Genomic DNA, 21,551 nt, shown 5'->3' with positions numbered 1-21,551 from the left:
TAAGGTTAAAAGCTATTATTTCGAAATAATAAAATGAACGATATTCATCATATAATAACCAAGGTATTAGCCAATAGTGCTAGTAATGAGGAGAAAAGTCTGCTTGATGACTGGCTGAGGGAAAAGCCGGAGAATAAGCAGGACTTTGAATTAAGACGTCAACAATGGGAAGAGATGCTTCTGATAGTTGACGATAAAGATAAAAAACGCGTTTTTACAGATATTAAAAATAAAATCAATCAAGAGACTAAAGTTGTTGATTTTAATAAGCATGTTGATCGAAAGAAATCGATAAGATGGATGAAAGTTGCAGCCTCTGTTGTGAGTTTTATTTCATTGGGAGCTTTGAGCTATTATGAAATAACGTATCCTTTTTCACATTTAAATTTAATTGGATACAATTTAGTTGAAACAGAGGCTGGTGTTCAACAAACACAGTTATTAGCCGATGGGTCAACTGTTTATCTGAATGGTGATAGTCGTTTGAAATATAAGATTGATTCTGAAGCCAATGAACGTACACTTTATCTTGAAGGTGAAGCATTTTTTGATGTTGCAAGAGATGAGAGCAAGCCTTTTGTAATTGGTCTGGAGGACAGTCATGTTCAGGTTTTAGGAACATCTTTTAATATAAAAGCATATTCTGAGGATGAACAGATTTCCACTTCTGTTATAAGCGGACGGGTTGCTTTTGAAGCATCAAAATCATTAATACTTATTCCAGGTAATAAGGGAATTATTGATAAGGCTAAAAACACGATGGCTAAACTCGATGTGGATAATGCCATGGATGTAGCCTGGATGAAAAAAGCATTATATTTTGAAAACACGAGTTTGTCAGAGATGGCAAAATCATTATACCGGATGTATGGTGTGAAACTTAAATTTTTGGATGGCAGTCTTAAAGATTTAAAAATCACAGCAAAATTCGAAAATGAAAGACTTGATGAACTCTTCAAAATTCTTGAGATGACCAATGAATTTTCATACAAGATTGAAGATGATGTAATTCTAATTGGAGGAGTTGGGAAATTTAAATAAAAAAATACCGAAAAGTGGCAGCTTTTCGGTATCTGAATAACATGTAGTAAATTTACTTGTCAAGTAAATGTCGTTGAAATAAAAGGATTTACTTCAAAAAACATTATGTGTCACAAAATTAAGAAAAAATATCCATACTATACGAACAAATCAGTTTTTGTTTGTAAAGCCACTGTTATTCAGGCTGGTTTAAAGATGGGTGTGTTCTCAATTTTGTTTTTTTTATGTTTATTTACTACTTCTGTAAGCTTTTCACAATCTAATCTTATTTCTTTGGAAGGCATGAGAGTTGGTATGAGTTTTGAGGTTTTTGTTGAAACTCTCGAAGCACAATCTGACTTTTCTTTTGTCTATAATTCAGCGAAATTCCAAAATCTGAAAATCAAGTCTCTTCCTCAAGAAAGCATGCCTATTGAGTCGTTGCTTAACTATGTTTTAACACCTATTGGTTTAAATTTTATTATTTACAGGGATAAAATCATCATTAAAGAAAGGGGGGAAGGTATACCTATGACTTTGATTAAATCTTCCAACCTGATTGAGAAGTCTGAAATACTTAGGGTAGAGAAGATTGTTTTAGGACGTGTCCTGTGTGATGATGACAGTCAACCAATTGTTGGGGCATCCATTCGTGTGAGAAATCAGGTTTATGGGACTGCTAGTGATAAAGATGGGTATTACAATCTGAAGTGTAATGTGGGTGATACACTTTTAGTTACAGCGATAGGTTTTGTTAGTTTTGAAACGGTTGTTGGTTTAAATATTATAGAGGACATTCGTTTAAAACCCAATATGATCAGTCTGAAAGAGGTCAATGTTATTGGGTATGGCGAAGAAGAAACTCGAGAATTACTAGGTGCTGTTAGTTCAATATCTCCTTTGGTTAGTGGTGAAGTTCCTAATAATTTTGATGATATACTGGCAGGCAGTACCAGTGGGTTGTGGTTTCAGAAAAGTTCAGGAGCACCGGGAAGTGCTTCAACAATAGCTATACGAGGTGTGACATCCCTTCAGCCTGATGCCAATAGTCCTCTTATTGTGGTAGATGGTGTGCCTCTTTTTTCTAGCGAAGAGAATTTGAATCAAATAACAGTTAAGTCGCAGGATGGTTCCGCCTTTGGATTGCTTAATAATTATGTCTATGATGATATTAGGGAGACAAGTGAGTTTAGAAAGAATGCCCTGAATATGGTTAATCCTGAGGATATTGAATCTGTTTCAGTACTCAAGGACGCCTATTCAACTTCAATATACGGGTCCAGAGGTGCTGCAGGAGTAATTTTAATTACAACTAAAAAACCGAAGAAAAAAGGGATAAGTGCCAGTTTTTTATATGAGTCGAGTCTGTCAAAACCGGTTGGGAAACCTGAATTAATGAATGCCAATGAGTATGCCAGCTTATATAGTAACTATTATAGCGAATTAAAAAATGAAGAAGTTGTGTTTCCAAATCAGATCAATACAAATTGGTATGATTTGGTCGTTCGAAATGCTGTTGGGAATAAATTGAGTTTAGCAGTTCAGAGCAAAAAACATAACGGCTTCTTTTATATGAGTTTTTCGCAACTGAATCAGGAGAGTTACATTATCAATTCTGACTATAAAAGATATACGGGACGCTTTAATTTCCAACAAAGAGTACAGGAAAGGGTCCGGATTGGTGCAAATCTGGCAATTACTTCAGAAAAGAACAATGCTTTATTAGCACCTAAAATTTATCGCGATGCGATCCTGAAAGCGCCCAATGTGCCAGTTTATACTGAAGAGGGGGATTATCGTTTCGTGAATATGGGCAATCCGTATGGAACATATTATGAAAATCCGCTTGCCATGGCAACAACAGGCAGAGGAGAAGTGAATGATACCTATACTATAGCTAATGTTTATTTCGACTTAGAATTGACTAATTGGTTGTCATATCGATTCGATTTTGGCATTAATTTGATTGAAACTGATGCCATTTCGGCTTATAGAAATGGATTCAGCCCTGATAAAAAAAATTCAATCGAAAGTAATGGTTATTCTCGTAAATGGATTGTAACCAATACAATAAATGGTTCTCATTCTTTTGAAGATCATTCGATGAAATTTGTTTTAGGTCAGAGTTTTGAGCAATCCAGACAAAAAGAAGAAGAAGTGTTTTTTGAAGATTTATGGGGCTTAAACACTAGTGGGAATCTTGATTTGAGTAATTATACAATGGATAGGCGTAAGTTTGCTCTGGCTTCATGGTTTGGTCGTTTGAATTATAATTACAAGCAGAAGTTATTCGCGGGTCTCTCATATCGGATTGATGGTTCGTCTCGTTTCAGAAAAAGTAACCGTTATCAAATGTTTCCTGCATTCTCACTCGGTTGGATCATAAAGTCTGATGTTGAAAATTCACTTTTAAACTTATTCAAGCTACGTTCAAGTTTTGGTTATTCGGGTGTGGAGCAATCGACTTATACCTATGGTGCTTTGCGGACATATCAAACACATCCCAATAATCTGAATTATGCAGGTACGCCTATATTATCTGAAGATAATGGTGCCGAATTGGATATTTCATGGGAAAAAACAAAGAATTTTGATTTTGGACTTGATTTGTCTTTTTTTCATGAGAAGTTAAAGACAAGTTTGGATTATTATTCCAAAGAGGTCAATAATTTACTTCTATTTACAGATGTTACTGCTGTTTCGGGGTACGAGCAACAATGGGTGAATGTGGGGAAGATGAAGAATACAGGAATTGAAATGAATCTGGATTGTCAATTAATTGATCGGAAATTTAAATGGAGCATGCTGTTGTCTACCGCCTATAATAAAAACGAAGTGGTTGCGATTAATTATATTGGAGAAGAGGTATGGGGAGCTGATCAGGCTTATAAATATTTCAAGGAAGGAAAGGAAGCTGCTCAGTTTTACCTTTATGATTGGAAGGGTGTCAATCCTGCCACCGGCAATCCGATATGGCAATATGAAAATGGGATTTTAAGTGAAATACCACCGTCGGATAATACAGATAGAAAAGCTTTTGGTTCAGGAATTCCAACGTTTACAGGTGGGATAAATAACTGCCTGTCATATAAAGGTTTTGAATTAAATACATCATTAATATTTGTATCGGGTAAAAAAATGATGAATGGAACAGCAGCTCTTTTACATACTTATTCAACAAGTGAGGCCTATAATTTATCACCGGATGTATTAAATTATTGGAAAAATGAGGGGGATATGACGAATCAACCTGCCTTATTGAATCAATCAATAACCAGTACAAACAATTATATCACCAGTCGAACAAGCTCACGTTTTTATGAGGATGCCTCATTTATTCGTCTTAAAAGGCTTGTGTTGGCTTATTATTTACCTAAATCGATTGTGAAAAAAATGAAACTTGAAGGCGTTAAATTTTACGCTCAGGCAACTAACTTATTTACAATTACAAACTATTCAGGAGTGGACCCCGAAGTGAGCGCTTTTGGTTCATCTTCGTTACTCTCAGGTTACGATGAAGTAACCATGCCGCAGTCAAAGTCTTTTAGCTTGGGCTTAAGAATTAACTTATAAACAAACTTGTCAAGTAAAAATAAATAATATATGTAGTAAATGAAAGGTTATTGAATCTGGCAGGATAAGATAACCGCACCGGAAAAAATCTTAAGAAACATATCAAAGATTACATAATATCAGCTTCACAGCTGGTAATTGGGATAGACTTTTTCTATGTTTTTGAGGTGTTAGGTGAGTTAAGTTAAACAGAAAATGGATTGTTAGAAGTGAAAATGTGATGAAAAGATTGATAAAACAAGAGTCTGAGTCAGTCATAGAAATCGAATTTTGAACGATAGAATCCGAATAATAAACCCAATTAAAACCTAAAATTAAAGTTTATGAAAAATTTAAGAATTTCATGGAAAATGGCTTTACCACTTATGGCCATCTTATTGAGTAGTGTGTTCACTTCTTGTAGCGATGATGAGAAAAAATTGAGTGATTTAACAGGATTTTTAAACTTTGGATTTGCTGATGAAGCTCTTGAAAATTATGAGTTTACCATTGGGAGCGATAATGTTATTACCAATCAAATTGCTTTGCCATACGGATTTGACGCTTCTGCATTAACACCAGTATTTAGTGCTGCACCTTTGGCTCAAGTAAATATCGATGGTATTCCTCAGGTAAGTGGATCAATAAGTATGGATTTTACAAATGATGTTGTTTTTACTGTTGTTGCTGAGAATGGTGATAATACAATCAGTTACACCGTAAGAGTTAATGTAGCTAACGAGTTGTCTGCCTGGACAAATTTATCCCCTAATGCAGGCTTCCCATTGTATACTCAAATGACAGCTTTCGAATTGGATGGTAAGTATTTTGTTGTAGGAGGTCTTAAAGGAGCTGCAGTTTATGGTGATCATGAAGCAGGAATTTATTCATCTACTGATGGTGTCGCCTTTACTGAAGTTTCTTCTACTATTTTCCAGGATTATGGTATTGCAGTTGGATCTGCAACTGTGAAACATGGCGATAAGCAATTACTACTGGGAGGTTTGTCATACTCAGATTATTTTGGTGGCGGAACCGGTGATGGTAATGGTGTTAATAAAGTATGGACTTCAACAGACGGGGCTACTTGGGAGAAGATTACAACTACACAAACCGACTACGAAGGTTGGGGTGCAGCACCTGAAGTTAATTCCTTTTCAATAAGAACTGAACCAACCGTTGCCAATATGAATGGTGATTTATATGTGGTTGGTGGTTTTTCAGTAGCTTATGGTGCTCCTCAAGGTGCGATTGCTGATGCATGGAAATCGACCGACGGTGGGGCTACCTGGACTAATTTGGAAGCTGATTTTGGAGCAGACTTTGTTGCCAGAGCTAAAAGTCAATTGGTGGTTTATAATGATGAATTATATCTGATTGGTGGACGTACAGGATATCCGAATCAATATTTTAACGATGTATATAAGTCAGCTGATGGCATTAACTGGACAAAATTAGCTGTGGAAAAACCATTTGATGCCTGTGCCGGTCATATTTGCTATGTGTATAACGACAGATTCTATTTAATAGGTGGTAATGTGGCTACAGGTGAGATGGATGAAAGCACTGAAATTGCAGTACCATCGAATGCAACCTGGGTTTCAGAAGATGCAGGTTTAAACTGGACAAAGGTTACTGAAGGTGCATTGCCAGAGGGTTTTGCAGGACGTGCAGGTCATGCATTTGTCAAAGATGGAAATGTGGTTCATATTTTTGGTGGGAAAGGTGCTGAAGCTGATGGTACAGCTAAAATACTGACAGATTCTTGGAAAGGAACATTAAATTAATTTGAATTTCGACTAGGAGGTTACTGGCAGGTGGCCTCCTAAAATAAACTTCTGTTGAGGTTATCATTTGTATTCAAATAACATGTAGTAAAATTCAATATCATGTATAAAATACTCTTAGCCCTTTTTTCCATATTACTGTCCTTATCGACTTTGAGTGTTAAGGCTCAAATTACTAAAGCTCAGGAATTAAAGAAAATTAAGATTACGGGCACACTCAAATGTTCGGAAGATAATCAGCCTGTAGTTGGTGCTACAATTATCGTAAAAGGAACAACCAATGGTGTAGCAGCCGATTTTGATGGTAACTTTATTATTGTGGCTAACCCAGGCGACGTTTTATTGATTTCGTCAATAGGTTATACATCAAAAGAAATTAAAATTGGGACTAAAACGCATTTCGATTTGATCCTGAGTCCCGATAATATATCGCTTAAAGAAATAGCCGTAATTGGTTACGGTGTACAGGAAAGACGCGACTTAACAGGTGCGGTATCATCTGTTAATATTGAACAGATCGATCAAGTTGCATTAAGTGTTGATAATGCACTTTCAGGTCAAATTGCGGGCGTGCAGGTTAATTCTGCAAGTGGAACTCCTGGCAGTGCTACAGCGATAACTATTCGAGGAATTACATCGCTTTCTGCTGATAATAACCCGCTTTATATTATTGATGGGGTTCCTGTATATGGAGTTGGTGCCGGAGCTTCAACTTCTTTTCAGTCCGGAGGTGTTCCCATGGTTGCAATGGGTGGGAATACGACATCAGGCTCTATTGGGGCAACATCTGAATTCGAGAGAAACCCTTTGGCGAGTTTGAATATGGATGATATTGAATCCATCGAGGTGTTGAAAGATGCCTATGCGACGGCTATTTATGGATCGAGAGGTGCTGCTGGTGTTATCCTGATTACGACTAAAAAAGGAAAAAAAGGTTTACCTAAAGTTGACCTTAATATTTCTACTTCAGTTGCTAGTCCTATTGATGTTCCTGATGTTTTGAATGGAGATCAATATGTTGATTTTTATAATAGTTTTTTAGGGGCAAATACCAATGGTATTTATCCATTTACCAAGGGGTATAATACGGATTGGTTCGATGCTGCAACACGTACGGCAGTAACCAATAATATTTCGGCAACGGTTTCTGCAGGAACAGACAAAAGTACGTATTTTTTATCTCTAAATTATCTGGACCAGGATTCGTATGTGATTAATAATGATTTTAAACGTTATACCGCCCGAATTAATTATGAGTATAAATCAAGCGAGAAATTTCGTTTTGGAAATAATATAAGTTTGTCTTATACCGATAATAACTCATTGAACTCAGGTAGTGTTTATCGGAATTCATTACTTGCTGCTCCCAATACACGCATTAAAGATGATAATGGAGATTACGTTTTTGTTCAGAGCGATCGCGATAGATTTAATCCAATTGCCAAAGCTAAGGAGGATATAAACTTCGTTAAGGATAAGCGTGTTATAGGTAATTTATATGCTGAATACAAAGCTTTGTCGTGGTTAACCCTTAAGACTGAAGTTGGTATTGATTTAATGTCTTCAAAAGCTTATAATCGTAATAAAGAATACAAAGGGATTGATGCGGGTAAAGAGGTTGAGATTATTCAAGGAAGTGCAAGTCAAACAAATATTAATAATTTAAAGCTTGTTATTAATAACACAGCATCAATATATAAAGAATTTGGTGAGCATGTATTCACGGGTGTTATAGGTCAAAGCTTCGAAACTTCAAAGGAAGACTATGTTCGGATTGCAGCTACAGATTTTCCAACGAACGATGTCTTAAGTATTGGTTCGGCTAACGATTCTCGAGTTGATGGTGCCGTTTTAAGAGAATGGGCTATGGTCTCGTTTTTTGGTAGAATGAACTACCGTTGGAAAGACAAATATATGGCAGGAGTAACCTATCGTGTAGATGGTTCTTCTCGATTTAATAAAAACGAAAGATATGTTGGTTTCCCATCATTTTCGGTAGGTTGGCGAATTTCTGAGGAACAATTTATGGAACCATACCTATGGGTTGATGATCTGAAATTTCGTGCGAGTTTAGGATTTTCAGGTATCTCCGGTTCAGGTGGCTATTACGGCAATCAAGGTCAATATGTGGCTAGAGACTACGCTAAACAGTACGGTAATACTAATATTCTTGAAGTGCAGCAAGCTAGTAATCCTGACCTGAAATGGGAAAAAACGCATACCGTTGACATAGGATTAGACGTATCGTTATTTGAATCGAGGTTTTCTTTAACGTTTGATTATTATAATAAGAAAAGTATCGACATGTTAATTGGTTCAAGTGTACCCTTATATTCAGGCTATTCTTCTCAAATACAAAATCTGGTTGATATGGAAAATAAGGGGATAGAGATATCATTGACCAGTGTAAATATCGATAAAGAATTTAAGTGGACTTCGAATTTAAATTTTGCAAGGAATACCAATAAGGTAACAAAACTTAACCTGAAGGGATATGTTGCAGGAGGATCAGAAATTGGCTATGCCTATTATCAGGTTGGAGAATCGGCAACAGCATGGTTTTTGTACGATTGGCATAGTGTTGATCCTCTTACGGGTAATCCTTTATGGAGGTATTCAGATGGGAGCATTTCGACCACACCTCCAGCATCTATAAATAATAAGGAAGCGTACGATAATAAATTTGTAATGGGCGATAGAATGCCAGAATTTACAGGTGGATTTACAAATATATTTACGTATAAGAATCTTGAATTGAGTACGCTGTTGAGTTTTTCCTATGGTGGAAAAATAATGAACGGAACTCGTGCCGAACTTTTAACGTATACGGATAATAAAAACAGGAATCTGAGTACTGAAATTTTGGATGAGTGGATAATTGCAGGACATAAAACTGAGATTCCGAAAAAGTATAATCTGTCTACTCCTGGAAAAATTGGAGGAGGTACAGATTACACTGTTAGTAGGGAGACTGACCGTTTCCTGGAAGATGGGTCTTTTGTGCGTTTGAAAAATGTTTCATTATCTTATCGCTTTAATACGGATAGAATTCGTAAACTGGGATTAGAAAGTTTGGTACTTTATGCGAAAGGATCGAATTTACTAACCTGGACGAATTATTCTGGTCCTGATCCTGAGGTGAGTGCCTTTGGCTCATCAGCTGCTTATGCAGGAAATGATGAATTGACCATACCTCAGCAAAAGGCCATACAGATTGGGCTTAAAATTGGTTTAAGATAATATAAGAGAGTTTATTGTAATTATTCCTGATGCAAAGTATAGTGTCAAGATACTAATTTCAAAAAAATGAAAAATAGAGTTATTAATATATATGGTCTTGTTCTGTTAGCTATTGTTGGTAGCTTAACAGCTTGTGATAAACAACTTGATCTTGCTCCAGAGGATACTACTGTTGAATCTGAAGTTTTTCAGACTGCAGCTTCCGCCGAATCAGCCTTAATGGATGTTTACAATAAAACCTATGAGGCGAATAAGCAAACTGCTTATACCATAGGAGATGTGACAACAAGACTTATTGAGGTGACGAGCACATACAGTATGGCCTTGGTGTCAGGTAAGTTATTAACAGATGATTATACGGCTGAAGAAATATGGTCTAAGACCTATTCGGCAATAAATGTGGCTAATGTTATCATAAAGTCAGTTCCTGAGTTGGGAACCTATAATGAGGATCTTGAGAAGCAGCACGTGGCTGAAGCTAAATTTTTAAGAGCTTACAATTATTTAGTTATGCTGCGTTTGTACGGGGATGGAGCTTTGGAAGGAAAAAAGGATGGCTTATGTTTACCCTTACAGCTTACTCCCTATGCGGGAACAGAATTTGTTTCAAATAATGCATTGAAGCGTTCTACAAATGATGAAGTTTACATCCAAATAGTTAAAGATTTGACAGATGCTTTACCCGATTTGAGGGTTGAATACGATGATGATTTAGAAACCAGAGCTCGCGCAACGAAGGGAAGTGTACATGCATTACTTTCAAGAGTGTATTTATATATGGGGAATTTTCAAAAAGCAGCGGAAGAATCTGCATTTTTTGTTAATAACTCTACTTATAGATTAGCACCTTATCTTCGTTCTGTATTTCCAATTAGCAGTGGGGTTGATGTAGATTTAGATGAAGAGTTTATTTATGCAATCCCTTTAACTTTCAATGGGGGAGATCATCAGTTTGGTACACATTATTATCCCTATTATTCAAAATCGGTTGGTTATGTATCCGATGATTATTTAGGAAAATTTTCTGGTACCGATCAAAGAATAACAGATTTGATCTGGGAAGGGAATCCTTTATCAACATACAACCCGGGTAAATTTACAACCAGTAAGTTTAATCACAAAGATGGACGTGATAATATCCCTATGATTCGCCTGTCAGAAATGTATTTGATACGTGCTGAAGCTTTGGCCAGAACAGAAGGCAAGGTGCAGGAATCTGTTGACTTATTGAATCGAATTGCTAGTCGTGCTGATGCTGCTTTTGTTGATTACAATCTTTCTGATTTTGCTACAACTGAGGATTTAATTGATCGTATTCTGCTTGAGCGCGAGAAAGAACTGGCTTTTGAAGGATTACATCGTTACGATATTATCCGTACCGGGAGAAAACTTCAGTTTAAAAATGGTGATGGTGTATACGAGGATGTGCCTGCTGGTCGTTATGTATTACCAATTCCCAAGCGAGAAATCGATATTACAAAAGGGAGTTTGGTTCAGAATCCGGGCTACTTGTAAATCTCAACTCAGTCATTTATTTGACTGTTTCTTTTCAACTTAATTGAATACAATCATTCCTGATATCAGGAGAAACTTGATGATACAAGTTTTTCCGGGTGTCAGGTGAATTCTATTCCTAAATTTTTACTGATGAATAAAATTAAAACAATACTTGTTTGCTTGTCTTTCTGTCTGTTTTTTTGTCAGGAATCATACGCTCAACTGCAATCAGATAGTAAAGATTATACCGGGATTAAATTTGTGCATAGCTCTTGGCAGGAGATTCTTAAGAAGGCTAAAAATGAAAACAAACTCATTTTTATTGATGCTTATACAAGCTGGTGTGGTCCCTGTAAAATGATGGCTAAAAACGTCTTTACAGATATTGAAGTGGGAGACTTATTTAATCAAAACTTTGTGAATGTGAAGTTAGATATGGAGAAAGAACCAGGTTTAAGTCTGAAATCAAAACTGCGGGTTACTGCCTATCCAACTTTGATTTTTATCGATGCTAACGAAAAAATTGACCATAAGGCTGTTGGTTCCATGCCTAAATCTGACTTCCTGAAATTTGCTAATAAAGCTTTAAATGGTGAGATGAATCTTTCTGATTACAACGAAATTTATGAAAAAGAAGGCGTTTTTGATTACAAGTTTCTGGTTAATTACTTGAAGGTGCTTGAATCTGCAGGTGAAAATGCAAAGTTGAAGATGGTTATCGTAAAATATTTTGATGACTTGACTTCTGATAAGTTACTAAGCCGGGAAAACTGGGATCTGGTAAAAAAGTATATCAATAATACAGATAATAAAGCTTTTCAGTATTTATTGACAAATAGAGAGCAGTTTGAAGGTTTGTATGGTGAAAAAGAAGTTGCCGAGAAGATTTACTTCACATTTTTACGTCAAGGGAATCAGCTTTGTGATAAATGTGAATCGGGAGATTTTCACCTGAATCTTGCAAGAAAGTTACAATTCGAATCTGATCTTGAAAAATTTAAGATTAAGGATAAAGCCAATATTTTGGCTTATTCAGAGATCGCAACAGCTAGAACTCTTAAAGATTGGATGGTTTTTGTAAGCACAGTCTCTAAATACTTGGAATCGGGTTTAATTGATAAGAGCCTGATGTCGCTATATAATTATGCTCTGCCTATAAATAAAGCAACAGAAGATAAAACTCTTCGTGAAGAGGCAGCTAAGTGGTGTGATATGGGCTTGGCAACTAAAAATTTGAATACTGGTTTTAAAAATGCATTTCTAAAATTGAAAGCTGATCTATTAGGGGAAAAATAAAATATTAAAAATAAACGTGAAAATTACCATGTCTTAATTAAGGTATAAATCAAAATTTAGGGTCTTTAAACTGATGACGGGAAATTTGCTTTGGATGAGTGACGCATATCTCGTCGTAACTAAAAGGATTATAATCTATTAATTATTATCGGACGATCTACTTTATGGCTTTGGCAGCTGGCAGGCTGTTTCGTCTCGGCAATAGAATACTTATTTAAAATAATAACATGAAAAATTTACTAACAGTGATTGTATTGGCTCTTTTGGGGCTTTTTATTTCTACAGCTTCAATGGCACAGAATCGTTCTGTTGAGTTTGAACATGCAAAATGGGACAAGGTTTTAAAAAAGGCTAAGAAGAGCAATAAATTGATTTTTGTTGACTGCTATACTTCTTGGTGTGGACCATGTAAGATGATGGCCAAGGATGTGTTTACACAGGATCATGTTGCTGATTATTTCAATGCCAATTTTGTGAACTATAAGCTCGATATGGAAAAAGGAGAGGGGCCTGCTCTAAAGCCAGGTTGGAAAATTAATGCTTATCCTACTTTTCTGGTAATTAATGCTAAAGGTGAAGTTATTCATCGTGTTGTCGGAGCTTATAGTGCTGACGAGTTTATCGCTTATATAAAAGAAGCGCAATCGGATGACAAAAATTTTGCTGCTTTGCAAAAAGAGTACGAAGCGGGGAAACGCGACGGAGAATTCATGTTTTCTTATTTAAGATCATTGCGTATGGCAAATTTGGGTAAAGAGGAAGCTGAAAAAGCCGATGCTTATATATCTAGCTTAAACAAAGAAGATTTGTTGAAGAAAGAGAACTGGAATATTGTGAAGTATTTTATGAGAAATCCGGCAACCAATGAATTTCGTTTTGTTGTGAAAAATAGAAACCAATTAGCAGAAGTTGTTGGCGCTGATGAAATCGATTCAAAAATCTATAAAACCTACAATAAGAAAATTGAAGAATACTCTTATTTCTATCCAGGTGAAGGGCGTGAGTATGACAAAGCTGGTTTCGATACTTTAATTATTGATCTGCAAAATTCAAATTATGATAGGGCTTCTGAGTTGATCGCTATTGCTTTAAAGAATGAATACTCTCGTTTGAATGATTGGGACAAATATGTATACACTGTTGATGCTGCTCTTGATTTTTCTTTATTGAATAAGAACGAAAATAAGTATAGATATTTTGATTCTGCAGCTTCGACCATTGCTAAAGTGTCAAAAGATAAAATGATGCTAGAGAGAGCACTACGTTGGGCAGACTACGCTTCAGTAAACGAGACTCGCCCTGAGCATAAATCTGGTTATTTAGCAACAAAAGCTATTTTGTTGGAGTTAGTTGGTCATGCTGAAGAAGCTAAGGCAACACAATCAGCTTCTAAAAAAGCGGATCTAGAGGCAGAGAAAGCAGGTACAAAAATAATTTCAATCCCGGCATTTAAAATGGGTGGAATGAAATCTGCAAAAGGAAAGAAGAAATAAATAAAGCTTGTTGATTATTATTAATTCGACAAGCCCTATTCACTCTGGAATAAATTTTAATCGATTGCTAAAAATTTAGGTTTGGCAGAATCTTAACGTAAACTAGCGATCATCCCATCTTTGGATGGAATAAAAAAATAAAAAATGAAAAATTTACTTGTTGCTTTTATAGCTTTAATTCTTTGCTCGTGCCAGGCACCAGTAAAAGATACTATTACGATTCAGGGAAATGTTAAGTTTCCTGATAATCGTTTTAAAATGAATATTATTAAGCGAAATGGTTTTGATAAAACCATAATTGATTCTGTAACTGTGAATCCTGATGGGACTTATAAGTTTGAGATGAAGGTAGATAAGCCAGGTGTTTACACATTGGATTGTCAGAAGTGGCAGTCAGTTCAGTTTTGGGCTGAAGATGAGGATTTGAAGGTTGATTTCAGAGGTCAGGATACTGCTAAAATGAAGATTAAGAATCCACCTTACGTGTATATTAATGGTGGGAAAAACAATGAGGTGATGAATTTAATAGCCTTTAATTACTACCGTAATTACCAAAGTATGATTGCGGCAGGAAAACTTATGTATGAAGCATCATTATCAGATTGTGAAAAGTGGAAAGAAGTTGCCGGTAAAGGTTATAACGCTTGTTATGATGATCTGGATGCCAGAACCCGTTATATAGCTGAGCATTATTCTGATCGCAATTCAATTATCTCTTTATTGAGTTCTTTAAGAAAAGAAAGTGATAAACCTTTGGTTGAGAAAATTATTAAAACTTTGGAGGCAAAGAATCCGAATTACCAGCCATTGTTAGATTATAAGAAAGCTAGAGCAGAAGCTAAAGCACAAAAAGAGAGATTGGCTATTGGTAAAGAAGCTCCAATTTTTGAATTTCCAACTAAGGATGGTCAAATGGTTAGCCTTAAGGGTTTTAGAGGTAAGTATTTGGTTGTTGATTTTTGGGCGTCGTGGTGTGGACCATGTCGAAACGAAATTCCTCATTTGAAAGAATTGTATGAGGTGTATAAAGATAAAGGTGTTGAGTTTTTAAGTGTATCTATTGATAAAAGTAAGAATGCCTGGAAAAAAGCAATGCGTCAGGAAAATATGCCTTGGCCACAAATTCAAGCTCCGGGTTCTGGAAAAGATATTATGAAAGAGTATCAGTTCTCTGGAATCCCTTACATTATTCTGTTGGATAAAGAAGGTAAGATTGTGGGTAAGCAATTACGTGGTGAATCTTTAACTAAGAAATTAGAAGAAACAATTAAATAAGAGGTATGAAGAATTCAAAATTAAAAATAGCCCTACTCTTTTTGATGGTTTGTGGTCTGTTTGGATGTGTTTCTGCACAAATGAAACCTGCTAAAATGTTACCTCCAAAGGTTAAGAGAGAAGTAACCATTAAAGCTTCGGCTAACGATGTTTGGAAACTGATTGCTTCTCTTGAAAAAGTAGAAGAATATGTTCCGTCTTTGGTTAAATCATCTTTGGCTGATGGTAATGGACTAGATGCGGTTCGTGAAATGGTAATGGCAGATGGAACGCCAAGATTGGAAACTGTATTGGTTTTCGATCCAGATAATAAGCACATCTGTTTTACGCCATTTGATGAGTATATGCCTGCTGAATATGTTGCTGTTCATTATTATGTAACAGCCTACGGACCTAATAAGTGTAAGGTGATTTTTAAAGGTTACTTAAAAGCAAAAGAAGGTGTATCGGAAGGTAAATTAATTGCACAGTTGGGATCTGAATTTTCTAAAACCTTAAAAGGTTTGAAAAAATACATGGAAAACTAAGAAGAACCGACTAACTACCAATTTAAAAGCTCGATAGATATAGAATCTATCGAGCTTTTTTTATTTGTTAAGAATCGTAAGCCACAAACAATCCTGAAAATCGGTAAACATGTGCAGTAGTAAGCCGATGGCTACTATTCGGAATTTTGGAAAGAAAACCATGATAAAATAAGCCGCTATAGCGTAATAGGAGTGTAGGGGATGAAAACCAATACTGCATCGTCCTGCTTCGAATATGGGTGTGGCCAATAAGTGATCCAAATCAACCAGCATGGTCGCAAGCATAATCAACCAAGCCTTTTTCCATTGATTTTTGAAGAAAAACCAGGCTACAGCTCCGGGAAATAAAAGATGTAAGCCGTAATGAACAATGACTTGCAGAATATGCAGGAGTTCGCTTGTATTCATCTCGAGGGGGCTGTTTTTTGTTGAGAATGACTTAAAAAAAGCTACCCCAGAAGGATAGCTTAAGTGTTTTAATTTTAAACGGCTTACGATTTCTCTGCTTTCATTTTTCGTTCATGATCAAGAAAACCCTTTAAGTTTTCTAAATCCAATCGTTTAGCAATGATCTTTTTATTTTTATCTAGAAGGTAGATGGTTGGGGTTGAATACACATCGAAAAAGATTCTAAAATTGCTTTGATAATTGGGATCATAGCAATTTACAAAATCGTAGAGTTCGTTATCTTCAATGTATTTTTGCCATGCTTCTTTATCTTGCTGCGTGTAAATGGCCATTATTTTGAGGCCTAAGTCTTTATAAGGCTCAAGTATTTCAGGTATTAGGCGAGGGGTTACTTTTTTACAGTGACCACAATCGGTTTCAAAGAAATACAGAATGGTGTAGTTGGCATCAACTTCGTGAAGCCTTACAAATTCGCCATCAATGGTTTCAAGAGCCAAGTCCTGAGCCTTCATATCAAGTAAATTGTATTGAAGTTTAATCACTCGTTCTTTTATATTGGCCATCAGTGTTGAATCAGCCCAGGTGGCTTGTCCACTCAAATAATAACGTCTGGCCAAATCGACAAAAGCAGCATCGACACCCATAATTTTTGATTTAATGGCATAGTTAAGCGCATATTGGGTGTAATATTGAAAGCATTTTTTGTTGGGACGAGCTTGCTCAATCAGCTTGACTGATTCTTTAACGATGGAATCGCGTTGTTGAATGAGTATGTTTTCGAAGAAAAACTTCAGCTTATCTTTTAGCAAAGGGGTGCGAAGGTATCTATCGTCGGCAGGATTCAGATTCGATAAATAATGATTTTTTGTCCAAAGGTAATTTCTGAGTTTAATTTCTTTATCACGATCAGGAAAATCAGCAGCAATAGAATCGTTGAAATCCGGAGCTTCAGGAGAAAGCGTGAAGTTGGCAAATTCGGATACAAAGCTGGGTTTAGGGAATTTTTCGTTCAAGGTTTTGATATAGGCTTTAACTTCCTTGTCGGCTTTTTTAAAAAGTTCACGGTATTCAGCCTTAGCTTTTTCGTCTTTAAGTTTGTCTTTATATTCGGCCTGGAGTTTTCTGCTGTTTTCAGTTTTAGCTTTCATAAATTTTTGGAAATCAGCAAAAGCCTCACTTTCTTTAGAACCCTTAATCGTAAGCATGTTGACAAAATCAGCCGAGTTCGATTTGATTGAGAATTCCTGGTCATTGCCAATTAAGAGATCGAAATATTTTTGTGAAGGTAAATAGACCACGTAGATGCCTTGATCCAGTAAACTGTCTTTTTGAAATAAACCAACTCCGTTGACAAGTTGGGTGGTATCATCGGCAAAAATTCGCCCATCCAGATAGTGGGCAAGGTAAGCAGAGCTATCACTAACATTCTCAAGCTTGATATCAATTTTTAAGTTTTGAGCATGACTGCTAAAACTTCCAAGAATAACTGCAGAAAGCAGCATGAAAGATCTGTAAAGTAATTTCATGTGTATAACTGATAGGTGAAAAATTTCAAAGCTGAAAATTACAAAATATTGGAATTAAAATAGCCGATCTCATGAATTGAAACGTCAATAATTGTTAATTGAATCATAAATACCGTAATTTGCATTGATCTTGCGGTTCTGAAAGGGTGAATTATGCTGGGAGTTTCCAGCTTTTAACTTTCAGTTAATAGATTCTGAAGAGACTTAATTGATATCTAATAATCAATTGCTATTTTTAGGGTCTCAAAAAAAATTAAACATTACTAAGCATGACAAAAGAATTTCAAGCGACTCAATATAAACTGGAATCCGTAAAAACAGGTAAACAATTTGAAGATGAAGGTTGGACTTTGGATGCACCGGGCGAAAGTTATCCTACTTTAATTCGAGCGATTTATGAAAATAAACAATTGGAAGTGAAAGATAATTCTCTAGGGATTTATAAATTTTCTGATTGGCTACCAATTCGTAAAACTCTAAAAGGTTCTTCTGCGCCTGCAACTTATAAGAGTGAAGGTTTAGCAAAGTATTTAGGCTTAACTAATTTGTATATCACTTTCAGCGGTTATTGGCCTGAGAAAGGAGCCAATTTTCGTACGTGTTCATTTAAAGAAACTGAAGCATATGCTGTTAGTGGTCGATTAAATTCAACCGATCAGGTTTTAGTAGTTGCCTCAGCCGGTAATACAGCCAGAGCTTTTGCCCGTGTTTGTTCTGATAATAATATTCCATTACTTCTTTCGGTTCCGGAAGATAACTTGTCAGCACTTTGGTTCGATGAGCCGATTAAAGATAATGTGCGTTTAATTGCAACCAAATCGGGTAGTGATTACTTCGATGCGATACATTTGTCAAATCTGGCTTGTGCTTTGGATGGCTTTGTGGCCGAAGGTGGAGCCAAAAATGTGGCTCGTCGCGATGGTATGGGAACTACGGTTCTGTCAGCAGTTAGCGAGATTGGTCAGATTCCTGATTATTACTTTCAGGCTGTTGGGAGTGGAACAGGTGCTATTGCTGCCTGGGAAGCGAATCTTCGTTTTATCGAGGATGGTCGTTATGGTCAGAATAAAATGAAATTGATGGTTTCTCAAAATGCGCCATTCCTTCCAATTTATGATGCCTGGAAAGCTGATTCCCGTGCTATGTTGCCATTGGAGGATGAGTTGGCTCGTAAGCAAGTTGAAGAGATTGATGCTAAAGTCTTGTCGAATCGTAAACCGCCCTATCCAATTGCAGGAGGTTTGTTCGATGCGATGAAAGACGCAGGTGGTGATGTTTTGGTTGCCAGCAATGAGGAAGCACTTGAAGCTGCTCAACTATTTCTTGAAACCGAAGGAAACGATATTCATCCCGCAGCTGCTGTTGCAGTTGCTACCTTGGTTAAACAAATTCAGGAAGGCAAGCTTGATAAAGATGCCTGCATCATGCTAAATATTACCGGAGGTGGTGAAGAGAGAATTAAAAGAGAAAAAGAAGTGACTTATCTTAAGCCTTCACATGTTTTTGATATCGATCCTGATATGGAAACTGTAAAAGAAGTGCTGGAAAAGTTATTCTAGTCTTGAAGGATAAAGGATAAAGGATAAAGCCGCGAATCAATTGTTTGATTCGCGGCTTTTTCGTGGAATAATAAGATTTTAGAATATTGAAAGTTCTGATTTTGTGGTCAGCATTTCTAAAGCTAAAATGCCCTTGTACGAATTCCCTTTCTTATTTAATCGGGGACTCCAAACGGCTACTGAATATTTACCCGGATGAATAGCCACTATACCACCTCCGACTCCAGATTTACCAGGTAAACCCACCTTGAATGAAAATTCACCCGCTTCGTCGTAAAAACCACAACATTGCATAATGGCATTAATACGTTTGGATTGACTGGTTGTGATTATTCTTTCATTTGAGTTTGGAATGCAACCATTATTTGCGAAAAGCAGAAAGGTTTGTGCCAATTCTTCGCAAGTCATTTCAATGGAACAGATGTCGTAGTAGAAGTCTAAAACGTCTTCAATTGAATTCTCGATATTGTCAAAAGATTTCATCATGTTGATGAGCGCTGCATTCCTGTAACCATGCGCTTTTTCAGATGCTGAAATTTTGGGATTGTAATTGATATTTGAGTTAAAAGCCAGTTTTTGTACAAAAGCCAGAAAATCGGCCTTTGGATTTTCGAGTTGACTCATCAAAATATCACAAATAACGATGGCACCTGCATTAATAAATGGGTTTCTAGGAATGCCGTGTTCGTATTCCAACTGAACTAAGGAGTTAAATGGAGTACCTGATGGCTCAACACCCACGCGTTTCCATATTCCCACACCTTCGTTTTTAATTGCCAGACAAAGTGATAAAACCTTAATGATACTCTGGCATGAAAACTTTTCCTGATGATCGCCCAGACCATAACTATTCCCTTCAAGTGAACTGTAATGAATGCCAAACTTATTGGGATCAACATTAGCCAATTCTGGTATATAACTTGCAACTTGTCCATTGTCATTTTTCTCTGCAAGCTCGGAGTAGATGTCGTGAAGTATCTGTTTAAATTCCATTTTTTATAAATATGTTGTATGGCTCAAAAGTAATGAATTTGTTAATGTGTGAAGATGATTCATCAAACAAGTTTTACATCCTTTTCGGCTTGACATATTTTTTAAGATTTCTTTCTGTAACTGATTAAACCGGCAAGTACAATTAGTGTTCCGGAGACAATAATCAGGGATAAACCAATACCCCAAATATCGGCGCTGATTCCAAAAATAAAGGCGATACCAGCTGAAAATAAGGTTCGGATTTGTGATTGTGAAGAGTAAACGGAAGTTAGGAGTTCATTGGGAACATGGTCAGCAACAAATGAAGTTAAAATGGGTTTGCGAACATTCTCTATAATATAGATAAGGGTAAAGGCTATAAAAGCGCCAATCCACATTTCTGAGACATAGAAAATACCACAAACAACACCAAAACTGAGGCCTAAAAAGAGCGTTTTTCTGACGAAATTGGAAGGTGCTTTTTGCTGGATGAAGGCAGAATACTGAGATGCGTAGGCTGTCAGTAAATAAATAATAAAATAGAGGACTCCTATGATTAGTCCGTTTTGTCTATCCTGGTCAAGATCAATAAAATTAGGAATCAGAAGAGCAATTGCCAGCATGATAGCTTGTATGTAATCTTTTAAAGCCTTCAGATAAGCGGTATGGAATGCAGAAGTACTTACTAGTTTGAATACTGATTTTTGCTTCATCACCTTGTATAAACTGTAAAAGCTTTTTATTAAAGACTTATCTTCTTTTTGTTTGTGATTAATGGCCTTGTCAATATCAGAAGGGTAGCTTAGGATTAGAATGAAGTTGATGCCGTAGGGAATCACAGAATAGATAAATATGTTCTGGTAATTACCATCGATTAAAACTAAAAGTCCTGCAATAAGTGAAGATAGGGCAGAGCCACGTTGTGACCACGATCGGGTATGTCCGTAATATTCAGATTTGAAGTCCATCCAATTATTTAGTTTCAGATAATCCATCATCATGCCTTTGTGTGAACCCGAACGGAAGGCATCGGCCATACCAAATATAACAAAGCCTAGCAGATAAAACCAGAAATTGTTTGATAGCCAGAATATGAGGAAGGAGAGTGTGAATATAAGAAGAGCTCCAGCCAGAGATTTTTTCCGTCCGTAATTATCAGCAATCAGTCCGGAAGGAATCTCGAACAGATTTGTAATAATTTCTCTGACAGCATAAAGTGTCCCGATTTGGGTGTAGCTCATTCCTTTATCTAAAAGAAAAAGGATGAGAAAGGCATCAAAAAAACGGAGGTTTTTAAGGAAGCCATAGGCACAGAACTTTCGGTATTGGGAATTTTTAAGCTTAATATTCATATTAAAAGAGGATAAATTGGAGCTTCAATGCAAAATAAGAAATGATT

The 21,551-nt window shown here is 36.3% G+C and carries 14 protein-coding genes; 10 read left to right on the top strand and 4 right to left on the bottom strand.

Annotated elements, in window-relative coordinates; all coding sequences use genetic code 11:
- Positions 1 to 33 precede the first annotated feature (33 nt).
- From EV201_RS04060 to EV201_RS04020, 9 genes are all read left to right on the top strand, one after another.
- Entirely contained in the window at positions 34 to 1,041 is a 1,008-nt protein-coding gene (locus EV201_RS04060) for a FecR family protein (RefSeq protein WP_130306114.1), read from the top strand.
- A 282-nt stretch (positions 1,042 to 1,323) separates the two neighbouring features.
- A complete protein-coding gene (locus tag EV201_RS04055; RefSeq protein WP_242610479.1) occupies positions 1,324 to 4,593 on the top strand; it encodes a SusC/RagA family TonB-linked outer membrane protein in 3,270 nt (1,089 codons plus the stop codon).
- 323 nt (positions 4,594 to 4,916) lie between these two features.
- Entirely contained in the window at positions 4,917 to 6,359 is a 1,443-nt protein-coding gene (locus EV201_RS04050) for a Kelch repeat-containing protein (protein ID WP_130306112.1), read from the top strand.
- A gap of 102 nt (positions 6,360 to 6,461) precedes the next feature.
- The gene (locus EV201_RS04045; protein WP_130306111.1) at positions 6,462 to 9,599 is read left to right on the top strand and encodes a SusC/RagA family TonB-linked outer membrane protein; all 3,138 of its coding nucleotides are present in this window, start codon (positions 6,462 to 6,464) and stop codon (positions 9,597 to 9,599) included.
- A 66-nt stretch (positions 9,600 to 9,665) separates the two neighbouring features.
- The gene (locus tag EV201_RS04040) at positions 9,666 to 11,114 is read left to right on the top strand and encodes a RagB/SusD family nutrient uptake outer membrane protein (protein WP_130306110.1); all 1,449 of its coding nucleotides are present in this window, start codon (positions 9,666 to 9,668) and stop codon (positions 11,112 to 11,114) included.
- A gap of 132 nt (positions 11,115 to 11,246) precedes the next feature.
- Entirely contained in the window at positions 11,247 to 12,392 is a 1,146-nt protein-coding gene (locus tag EV201_RS04035; RefSeq protein ID WP_130306109.1) for a thioredoxin family protein, read from the top strand.
- 227 nt (positions 12,393 to 12,619) lie between these two features.
- Entirely contained in the window at positions 12,620 to 13,885 is a 1,266-nt protein-coding gene (locus EV201_RS04030) for a thioredoxin family protein (RefSeq protein ID WP_130306108.1), read from the top strand.
- A 144-nt stretch (positions 13,886 to 14,029) separates the two neighbouring features.
- The gene (locus EV201_RS04025) at positions 14,030 to 15,160 is read left to right on the top strand and encodes a TlpA disulfide reductase family protein (RefSeq protein WP_130306107.1); all 1,131 of its coding nucleotides are present in this window, start codon (positions 14,030 to 14,032) and stop codon (positions 15,158 to 15,160) included.
- 5 nt (positions 15,161 to 15,165) lie between these two features.
- Complete coding sequence (locus tag EV201_RS04020; protein WP_130306106.1) at positions 15,166 to 15,687, top strand: SRPBCC family protein; 522 nt, start codon at positions 15,166 to 15,168, stop codon at positions 15,685 to 15,687.
- Positions 15,688 to 15,747: 60 nt separating this feature from the next.
- On the opposite strand, the gene EV201_RS04015 is transcribed toward EV201_RS04020, so the two are convergent.
- Both EV201_RS04015 and EV201_RS04010 read right to left on the bottom strand, forming a co-directional pair.
- Positions 15,748 to 16,095, bottom strand: coding sequence for a DUF6122 family protein (locus EV201_RS04015; RefSeq protein ID WP_130306105.1), 348 nt, complete (start codon positions 16,093 to 16,095; stop codon positions 15,748 to 15,750).
- 83 nt (positions 16,096 to 16,178) lie between these two features.
- Positions 16,179 to 17,621, bottom strand: a complete 1,443-nt coding sequence (locus EV201_RS04010; protein WP_130306104.1) for a TlpA family protein disulfide reductase — start codon at positions 17,619 to 17,621, stop codon at positions 16,179 to 16,181.
- Between the two features lie 269 nt (positions 17,622 to 17,890).
- On the opposite strand from EV201_RS04010, the gene EV201_RS04005 reads away from it, so the two are divergent.
- Positions 17,891 to 19,180 (top strand): cysteate synthase, encoded by a 1,290-nt coding sequence (locus EV201_RS04005; protein ID WP_207224375.1) that lies wholly within the window; start codon positions 17,891 to 17,893, stop codon positions 19,178 to 19,180.
- A 78-nt stretch (positions 19,181 to 19,258) separates the two neighbouring features.
- Here EV201_RS04005 and EV201_RS04000 read toward each other — a convergent pair whose 3' ends face one another.
- Positions 19,259 to 20,173 (bottom strand): glutaminase, encoded by a 915-nt coding sequence (locus EV201_RS04000; protein ID WP_130306103.1) that lies wholly within the window; start codon positions 20,171 to 20,173, stop codon positions 19,259 to 19,261.
- A 101-nt stretch (positions 20,174 to 20,274) separates the two neighbouring features.
- Positions 20,275 to 21,504, bottom strand: a complete 1,230-nt coding sequence (locus EV201_RS03995; RefSeq protein WP_130306102.1) for an MFS transporter — start codon at positions 21,502 to 21,504, stop codon at positions 20,275 to 20,277.
- Positions 21,505 to 21,551 lie beyond the last annotated feature (47 nt).

Source organism: Ancylomarina subtilis (assembly GCF_004217115.1).
Lineage (GTDB): Bacteria > Bacteroidota > Bacteroidia > Bacteroidales > Marinifilaceae > Ancylomarina > Ancylomarina subtilis.
This window is presented reverse-complemented; position numbering and strand designations above follow the sequence as displayed.

What these genes read in the sequence shown, in the direction of transcription:
- EV201_RS03995 (WP_130306102.1), bottom strand. Translation starts at nt 21,504, where the DNA reads ATGAATATTAAGCTTAAAAATTCCCAATACCGAAAGTTCTGTGCCTAT.
- EV201_RS04000 (WP_130306103.1), bottom strand. Translation starts at nt 20,173, where the DNA reads ATGGAATTTAAACAGATACTTCACGACATCTACTCCGAGCTTGCAGAG.
- EV201_RS04055 (WP_242610479.1), top strand. Translation starts at nt 1,324, where the DNA reads ATGAGAGTTGGTATGAGTTTTGAGGTTTTTGTTGAAACTCTCGAAGCA.
- EV201_RS04015 (WP_130306105.1), bottom strand. Translation starts at nt 16,095, where the DNA reads ATGAATACAAGCGAACTCCTGCATATTCTGCAAGTCATTGTTCATTAC.
- EV201_RS04045 (WP_130306111.1), top strand. Translation starts at nt 6,462, where the DNA reads ATGTATAAAATACTCTTAGCCCTTTTTTCCATATTACTGTCCTTATCG.
- EV201_RS04020 (WP_130306106.1), top strand. Translation starts at nt 15,166, where the DNA reads ATGAAGAATTCAAAATTAAAAATAGCCCTACTCTTTTTGATGGTTTGT.
- EV201_RS04040 (WP_130306110.1), top strand. Translation starts at nt 9,666, where the DNA reads ATGAAAAATAGAGTTATTAATATATATGGTCTTGTTCTGTTAGCTATT.
- EV201_RS04030 (WP_130306108.1), top strand. Translation starts at nt 12,620, where the DNA reads ATGAAAAATTTACTAACAGTGATTGTATTGGCTCTTTTGGGGCTTTTT.
- EV201_RS04005 (WP_207224375.1), top strand. Translation starts at nt 17,891, where the DNA reads ATGACAAAAGAATTTCAAGCGACTCAATATAAACTGGAATCCGTAAAA.
- EV201_RS04060 (WP_130306114.1), top strand. Translation starts at nt 34, where the DNA reads ATGAACGATATTCATCATATAATAACCAAGGTATTAGCCAATAGTGCT.
- EV201_RS04010 (WP_130306104.1), bottom strand. Translation starts at nt 17,621, where the DNA reads ATGAAATTACTTTACAGATCTTTCATGCTGCTTTCTGCAGTTATTCTT.
- EV201_RS04050 (WP_130306112.1), top strand. Translation starts at nt 4,917, where the DNA reads ATGAAAAATTTAAGAATTTCATGGAAAATGGCTTTACCACTTATGGCC.
- EV201_RS04035 (WP_130306109.1), top strand. Translation starts at nt 11,247, where the DNA reads ATGAATAAAATTAAAACAATACTTGTTTGCTTGTCTTTCTGTCTGTTT.
- EV201_RS04025 (WP_130306107.1), top strand. Translation starts at nt 14,030, where the DNA reads ATGAAAAATTTACTTGTTGCTTTTATAGCTTTAATTCTTTGCTCGTGC.